The sequence below is a fragment of the Desulfovibrio sp. 1214_IL3152 genome (assembly GCF_036763055.1).
GTDB lineage: Bacteria > Desulfobacterota > Desulfovibrionia > Desulfovibrionales > Desulfovibrionaceae > Desulfovibrio.
Genome location: NZ_JBAIYW010000443.1, coordinates 1 through 7,817, shown reverse-complemented (window position 1 = coordinate 7,817; position 7,817 = coordinate 1). Strand labels below are relative to the sequence as shown.

At 57.1% G+C, this 7,817-nt stretch carries 8 protein-coding genes; 3 read left to right on the top strand and 5 right to left on the bottom strand.

The features are described 5' to 3' along the window. The first annotated feature begins 738 nt into the window (after nucleotides 1-738). The 3 genes from V6C07_RS09410 (at nucleotide 739) to V6C07_RS09400 (ending at nucleotide 3,623) form a co-directional block, all read left to right on the top strand. A complete protein-coding gene (locus tag V6C07_RS09410; RefSeq protein ID WP_333536173.1) occupies nucleotides 739-1,707 on the top strand; it encodes a chemotaxis protein in 969 nt (322 codons plus the stop codon). A 27-nt stretch (nucleotides 1,708-1,734) separates the two neighbouring features. Next, entirely contained in the window at nucleotides 1,735-2,031 is a 297-nt protein-coding gene (locus V6C07_RS09405) for a hypothetical protein (RefSeq protein ID WP_333536172.1), read from the top strand. A 314-nt stretch (nucleotides 2,032-2,345) separates the two neighbouring features. After that, nucleotides 2,346-3,623: a DUF4910 domain-containing protein gene (locus V6C07_RS09400; protein WP_333536171.1), complete on the top strand. Its 1,278-nt coding sequence runs from the start codon at nucleotides 2,346-2,348 to the stop codon at nucleotides 3,621-3,623. Nucleotides 3,624-3,796: 173 nt separating this feature from the next. On the opposite strand, the gene V6C07_RS09395 is transcribed toward V6C07_RS09400, so the two are convergent. The 5 genes from V6C07_RS09395 to V6C07_RS09375 all read right to left on the bottom strand — a co-directional run. Further along, nucleotides 3,797-4,489: a DVU0298 family protein gene (locus V6C07_RS09395; RefSeq protein WP_333536170.1), complete on the bottom strand. Its 693-nt coding sequence runs from the start codon at nucleotides 4,487-4,489 to the stop codon at nucleotides 3,797-3,799. Nucleotides 4,490-4,940: 451 nt separating this feature from the next. Then, nucleotides 4,941-5,540 (bottom strand): lysine exporter LysO family protein, encoded by a 600-nt coding sequence (locus V6C07_RS09390; RefSeq protein ID WP_333536169.1) that lies wholly within the window; start codon nucleotides 5,538-5,540, stop codon nucleotides 4,941-4,943. Continuing rightward, nucleotides 5,537-5,938, bottom strand: a complete 402-nt coding sequence (locus V6C07_RS09385) for a LysO family transporter (protein ID WP_333536168.1) — start codon at nucleotides 5,936-5,938, stop codon at nucleotides 5,537-5,539. Before V6C07_RS09385 ends, V6C07_RS09390 begins: the two co-directional genes overlap by 4 nt. 554 nt (nucleotides 5,939-6,492) lie before the next feature. Further along, a complete protein-coding gene (locus tag V6C07_RS09380) occupies nucleotides 6,493-6,939 on the bottom strand; it encodes a flavodoxin (RefSeq protein WP_333536167.1) in 447 nt (148 codons plus the stop codon). 282 nt (nucleotides 6,940-7,221) lie between these two features. Continuing rightward, on the bottom strand, nucleotides 7,222-7,817 hold a 596-nt coding region (locus tag V6C07_RS09375), incomplete at its 5' end, for a radical SAM protein (RefSeq protein ID WP_333536165.1).

Genomic DNA, 7,817 nt, shown 5'->3' with positions numbered 1-7,817 from the left:
CAAGCATAAACGCCCGCCCATCGGGCCACGGCAAGGGGCGCTGGCTGTCTGCACCGCGGCGTTTTCCGCTGGCACAGCAAAACGGCGCTTTTACTTTCTGCAAAACTGCGGCATTGTCATGGCAGGCATTCTTCCGTACAGGGCATTTTATTTTTGAGAACATGTCTTCTCAAAGTGTTACGGCGCGCAACAGCGTAAGTTCATGACGCTGCCGCCTCCATCCGTAACCCCTTCGGGCTGCGGCTCAAACGCGCTGCCCTTGGCGGAGGGCGCGTGCTCAGGCAGCCGCCGAAACAATTTTATTATCAACCCGCTCTAAACAGACAGAATGCCGCATTACTCTAGAGCAATTCACACTTGAAATGCTCGCTTACGGCAGGCAAAAGCCTGCCTTCTCGCATTTCGTGGCAAGGATTTTCAAGAAAATCCTTGCAGAGCAGTTAACTCATTTCATTCGTTAACTGCTCTAGGGCAGATTCACTTTGAAATGTTTCACATTTCAAAGTTTTCATTCAGCTGAAAATGCGATTTTCGGCTGACTCCACGCCACGTTGTGGCGCGTTGCACTTTCGTGCAGCGTTAGAGCATTTACACTTTTTCAAAGTTAAAATGCTCTAAATACTTTTTTTATCCTGGCCGATAAGCTGTGTACAGTTGTGTACAATGGAGAGAGTTTCGGCCCGAAGCTCCGGCATGCGGCATCTCACGGCGGCCCGCCCGCCCAATGGAGTACCTTTCATGGCGCAGACCAACATATTGCTTGAAACCGGCACGAATGAACTTGAAATAGTTGAGTTCTATGTCAATCAGGACGGCTACGAGGCTCACTACGGGCTTAACGTGGCAAAGGTGGTTGAAATCGGCCGGCGCCAGCCGGTCACAGCCATGCCGGAAATGCGCCACAAAGCCTTGCTGGGAGCGTTTCTGCACCGCAACGGCCGCATCGTGCCGCTTATCGACATGGCCTGTTTTCTGGGCAATGCCCCCATCACCAATGAAGACGCCAAGGTTATCGTGACGGAATTCAACGGGGTGTGTACGGGCTTTCTGGTTTCCGGCGTCAACCGCATTTACCGGCTGAGCTGGACGGATGTGGAGGCCCCTGGTCAGTTTTTGCAGAACATGAGCCGCAGTTCCGTAACCGGGGTGGTACGGCTGGAAGAGCGCGTCATTTTTCTGCTGGACCTGGAAGCCATTGTGGCGGAACTGCACCCCGCCATGGCCCTGCGTTTCGACGCCTCGGACATGGCCGCGCCCGACGGCAAAACCTACAAGATCCTGCATGTGGACGACTCCAGCAGCATACGCAGCCTGCTGCTGGATCTGCTCAACAAAGAAGGCCGCTTCAAGGTGGAACAGCGCGTCAACGGGCAGGAAGCCTGGGACTACCTGCAAACCGTGCGTAACCGCTGCGAGACGGAAAACAGGCCCATTTCGGACTTTTTGCAGGGCATTATCACAGACATCGAAATGCCCGCCATGGATGGCCTTGCCCTGTGCAAGCGCATCAAGGAAGACCCGGTGCTCAAAAAGCTGCCTGTGGCCATATTTTCATCCATGATCAATGACAGCCTTGCCAAAAAATGTACCCTGGTGGGGGCGGATGCCCAGTACACCAAGCCGGACCTCAAGGCGCTTTCCAAGAAGCTGTATGAGCTTATTACCGTGGCCTGGGAGCAGCGCAACGCTGCCTCAGACAAAAGCTGACTGACGCGCCAGTCAATGGCGGCGTTATTGCCCAAAAGCACCGCGCTGGGGGCAATGGGCCGGGAGCCTTTGGGCGGGATGCCCGGCGGGCAAAAACAAAAACACGATCTGCTCTTTCACCAGCGTTTCGCGGCGGGACATTCCCGCCGCTTTTTTGTTTCCACCTGCCTGAAAAAAGCCTTCCATGCCCTTGCTAATAAAAAAATTATCCTTATAAAACTCTCCGGTATAAAAAATCTTTGTCTCAGCCGGATTGCAGCCGCAAACAGTGCTGGACAAGAGTCGTCCTTTTTGCTTCCGTATGCCCCGTATAGTCCTTTATGACAGGAAGATACGCGAGCGCGGGAGCATCTGTTCCCGCCCGCCGGATTCCAGAGCGTGATCTGTCGGTGCGGGCCGCAAAGCCTGCCCGCAACAGACGCAGCCTTGCGGAAGCCATTATGCGGAAAAGCGCGGGAAAAAGGTTCCGGACGGGGGCCAACGCCGCGCCAGGGCGGCAAATGCAGCCGCCACCTGTGCAGGAGGGGAGATGCCGTTAGTGCCATTTCAGTATATGTCGGCCACAAAGGCTGTTCTTCTTTCCGTATCTTTCACGTCCGCCTCCATCGGGCGGGCAAGGGGCGCACAGGGACTTTCCCATGCCAAATCTGCACAGTTTTCTTCAGCGGCTTTTTCCCATATGCCGCAGCATTACGGGCAACGGCGTCCGGCAGACTCTATCCATACTCAAGGAAGAGCTGCCCGATCTGCAACTGCATGAAGTTCCATCCGGCACTCCGGTTTTCGACTGGACCGTGCCGGACGAATGGAACATCACCGAGGCGCGGCTCAGCGGGCCGGATGGCGAAGTCATTGCGGACTTTGCCCACTGCAACCTGCACGTTGTGGGCTACTCCGAACCGGTGGACATCCATCTGTCGCTGGATGACCTGCAGGAGCACCTGCACTCCCGGCCGGACCTGCCAGAAGCCATACCCTACGTTACGTCCTACTACGCCAGGCGCTGGGGGTTCTGCCTCAAACACAACGTGCGCCAGAAGCTCAAACCAGGCACATACCACGCGGTCATACGGGCCTCTCTAAAGCCTGGGCATCTTTCCTATGGCGAACTTGTGCTGCCGGGGCAGAGCGAAAAAGAAATATTTCTGTCCACCTATGTGTGCCATCCCTCTATGGCAAACAACGAACTTTCCGGCCCTGTGGTGGCTACCGCCCTGGCCCACTGGCTGCAAAGCGCGCCGCGTCGCTACACCTACCGCATTGTCTTTGTGCCGGAAACCATCGGAGCCATTACCTATCTGAGCAAAAATTACCAGATGCTGCGCCAGCGTGTGGCCGCGGGCTTTAACCTGACCTGCCTGGGCGACGACCGCGCCTATTCCTACGTACCCAGCCGCAAGGGAAACACCCTGGCCGACAGGGCGGCGCTGCACGTGCTGCGGCACTTTGCTCCGGACTTCGTGCGCTACACCTTTCATGACAGAGGCAGCGATGAACGCCAGTATTGCGCGCCCGGCATTGACCTGCCGCTGTGCAGCGTCATGCGCACCAAGTACCATGTCTTTCCCGAATACCACACATCGCTGGACGACTGCTCGCTGGTCACGGAAAAAGGGCTTCAGGGCGGCTTTGAAATCATGCGCAAGATACTGGAAACACTTGAAGAAGACGTTACCTATCAATGCCGGGTGCTGTGCGAACCGCAACTGGGCAAGCGCGGGCTTTATCCCACGCTGAGCACCCGCTATTCCTGTAACGAGCAGGTAGACCTCATGATGGACCTGCTGGCCTATGCCGATGGAAGCATGAGTCTGCTGGAGGAAGCGGAAACCGTGGGCGCGGATATTTTCCGCTGCGCGGGGGTCATGCGGCAGCTTGAAGAACAGGGCATCATCAGCAAAAAAATCGAAGGCTGAGTGAAAAAAAAGCGTCTCCACTGTGAAACTGCCTGTTTCACAGTGGAGACGCTTTTTTTGCTACCTGGCCGCGTAATGTGGGTGCGTCCGGGCCAGACATGGCTGTGAACTGAAAATCCAGCGCAAATTTTCGAAGCGGCGGGAAGGCGACAAACCCTCTGCCTGCGTCAGGCTCAGGCGGAAAGCCTGGCCAGAGCCTCTCCGGCTAGCTGGCTGACGCTCTTTTCATACACATCATTGCCGTCGAAAAGCTCACACATCTCTTCGTGCCCGGCATCAGCCAGACGCCGCAGGGCCGGTGCGTCCATAAGGTCGGGCGGCAGCTGGCTCAACGCCCAGGCAGACATGCCCCGGCAGATGATGTCCTGATCCTCCAGTCCCTTGAGCAGCCATTTGCGCGCGCCAAGGCACAGCTCGGGCCGCGCCTGCGCCAGACGTCCGATGCTCCAGTAGCAGGAGCGCCGCAGGATGTCGTGATCGCAAAAGTTGTCATCGTGACCGAGATCAATGATGTAGGAAACGAGGATGCGGTGAAAATCCTTGGCAAGCAGGGGGCTGGCGGCGAGAATTTCGCCAAAGGCGTCGGGGATGCCCCATCCGATATTGCCGGACTCTTCGTTCAGATGCCACATGAGGCGGCGAATGATGTTTTTTGCGGCTTCGGGCTGCTTTTCCGCCAGACGGGCCGTTACCAGCCCCAGTGCCACAGCGGCGCGGTGCATGGTCTGCGGGCCGAGCAGCAGAAAAGAAAAAAGCGGACCGACATTTTCAAGGCCGCCCTGGGCGATTTCTTCCAGATGGTCGCGCCATTGGGGGCTGTTGATACATTCCTTCAATTTTTGTTTGGCTGAGCGCATACGGGCCATGACATATCCTCCAGGGGCTGTATTCCGGCTCCGTGTATATAGTTATAGTTTTTTACGGTTCTGGCAAGGCGGCGCGCCCAGACCGCTCTTTGCGCGGGCTTGCGGCAAGGGAACCGGCCTTACCTGGCGCAGACGGCCTTTGAGAACATGCCTTCCCAAACTTCAGGACACGCTCGTCCCAGCGCGTTACGGGCAGACAGGGAGCGCCTGTCCCACGCGAGCGTTTCACGGGTTGCGTGCTCTGGCGCTGCACGAAAGTGCAGTGCGCCGCAACATGGCGTGAATTTCGCTGAAAATTGCATTTTAGAGCAATTTAACTTTTAAATTGCTCGGACGGCTGCGTGAGCAGACGTTCGCTACGGAGGCGTAAGCGCAGTTTATCTGCGCGGTTAAACGCCGAAGTGAGCGTGCCTTAAACTTTGAGAATGTATATTCTCAAAGTTAATCTGATCTAGATGCCGCAGAAAAAAGTCACCCAGAATGGCACGCTGAAATCCAGCACCAGCGCATGCACAATGGATATGAATATCCACTGCTTGCCCGCATAGCGGGTAATCACGGGCAGGGTGGTGTCCAGGGTGGAGGCCCCGCCGCAGCTTATGGCTGCCGTAGGCCCCAAAAAGCGCACCAGCAGCGGCGTAAAAAGCAGGGTCATCAGTTCGCGGGCGATATTGCTGATAAGAGCGATGGTTCCCAGTTCCGGCCCCTTGTACTGGGTGATGAAGATGGACGAAAGCGAGTAATAGGCAAAACCCGCCCCCACGGCCATGCACTCCGCCGCGCTGTAAACCAGAAAAAGGCTGGCAAGGGCCGTCCCCGCGAAGGTTCCCACGGTGGTGGCAAGAGGCAGCAGCAGCACGCAGGGCCGCAGCGTGCGCAGCATTTCACCGAGCCTTCTGTCCGCTCCCATTGACACGCCCACCAGCAGCATGAGCGCCCACAACACATAAAGTGTCATGTCGTGCTCAATGAAGTAGTCAGGCACGACACCCAGCCGGGCCAGCAAAACCCCGGCGCCGAAAAAAAACAGGATCATCAGGCTGCCGTTCATGAATGTGAACCACCCTGTCCCTTACCGGCGGAATTCCCGCCAGCAGCCGAATCCACAGGAGCGGCGACGCGCGCGGAGCAGGAATTTCCCGCAGCGCTGCTTGCGCAAAACGCTTTCAGCGCTTCAGGCTCCGGGGGCTGCCGAAAAAAACGGCGTATGCACAGCACGCAGACAAGGGAACCGCCCACGCCGAACAGGGTCAGCAGCACGGCGGCGCTGCCCAGTTCAGGCAGGGCGCTCATGAGTGTGCGGTTGCCGCCCACAGAAATACCCAGGGCAAAGAGCAGCAGTACAATGGCGGGGGTCACGCAGCGTGAAAGCACTGCGGCCAGAGGCCTGCCGCGCAGCAGAAAACCCGCCAGCATGCCCAGAAACATCAAACCGATGGCGACAAACACGAGACCTCCGAAAAACCGTCCATAGCCCTCGCGGCAGACCCAAAACATGCGCCCGGAACGGAACGGCAAACCAGAATTCCGGCACCGAGCATTTCAAACGGCAACTGTTCCGTATCCGGGGCATTTTCAACGCCAAGCCATTCCGAAGCATTTTGGTCTTGCGGCTACGCATCGCAAAGCCGCAAGAGGCCCACGGCGGCGCTTGACGGCGCAAGCCAAAAGCCTTGCTGTCTGCAGTCGCCAGCCTTTCTGCCAAGGGCTGAAGCCGCGTTCGCGCCCTGGTGACGGGCGGCCGCCAGAACAGTTCCAACGTAATTGCCCCGGATACAGGGCATTCAAAGCGTAATGCCCTAGAGCAGATTAACTTTGAGAATATACATTCTCAAAGTTTAAGGCACGCTCACTTCGGCGTTTAACCGCGCAGATAAACTGCGCTTACGCCTCCGTAGCGAACGTCTGCTCACGCAGCCGCCAGAGCAATTTCAAAGTGAAATTGCTCTAGCCCGCCGTATCCTGTCGTTCAGCGGCCAAAGCGTGCCGGGCATGCGTGGCGTCTACAGCTTCTTGAGCACGTCTTCGGCAAAGGCGCTCACGGCATCAGGGTCGCTTGAGGCGTCGCCTTCAATCTTCAGACCTTCGCAAATGATTTCCGCGCCCAGGCCCTTGGCCTTTTCTTCAATGGCGGGAACCGCGCCGCAATAATGCTCGTATTCCATATCACCGGAGGCAAAGGCGGCCAGCTTCTTGCCCTTGAGGCCCATGCTGTCCATTTCGTCAAACAGGGGGGCGAAATCGTCCTGTAGTTCCAGATCTTCCATGCCCCAGGCCGAGCAGCCCATGAGCACGGCATCATAGCCATCGGCCAGATTGTCGGCCGACGCCTCGGCGGCGTTCAGCAGGGTTACTTCATGCCCGCCTGCCGCAATCAGCTCTTCCAGCTTTTGCGCGATGCTTTCCGTATTGCCGGTGCTGGAACCAAAGAGAATCAAAACCTTGCTCATGATACGCTCCTCCCGGCTGTGGCCGGATATTTATAAAATGAAATTCATTTTCAAATGAGATAAATACCTTCGACTCCCATGTCAAGACCATGCCGCCGAAAATACAAACTTTTTACCCTGAGGTATTTGTCGGCCCGGTTTGCGCTGTTGCCAGGCAGCAGGTTCACAGCCCCATGCCGGGAAAAGCTGAAAAAAGGAAGACGCCGGGCAACCGACGTCTTCACTGTATAAAAACATGCAAACAATTCTGTGACCATACTCACAAATGAAAATAAACCGCCCTCAGAAATTTTCGTCTCCCGAAAAGGCGTCTGTTGCGCCATCGGCGCTGCCATCCGCGCTCTCTCCGGGCGCCAGGGCGCCTTCCTTGGCACGGGGCGCGGGCATGCTCCAGTCACCGGGTGCAGGGGCCTCAAGCTCGGCCCTGTCTCCCACATACGGATTAAAATAGCCGTAACGCAGCCAGGGGCAAAGCTTTTTCAAACGCTTCATGAATTGCGTCAGCCCCATGCTGGGCGAAAACTCAAGCCGCTTGCCGCCATCGGAATCCTGCCCCTCGTTCATGAGTTTGAAGTACCACTCAGGGTCAATGTTGAGGTTACGCCACTGTATCATGCTCACGCCGTTTTCGCCCACCATCCGCGCCAGAGCGTCAAGCTCTTCTTCGGTATCCGTGATGCCCGGAAAAAACAGCAGGTTCAGGGCCACAAAAACTCCACGGCTTCTGGCGGCGCGTATGGACTCTTTCACGTCGTCAAGGCAGTAGTCCACGGGGCGGTAATAACGCTCATACAGCACCGGGCGGGCGCTGTTCAGGCTTACCCGCATGCTGGTCAGCCCGGCTTCGGCCAGACGGGCCACAGCCTGCGGGCGCGACG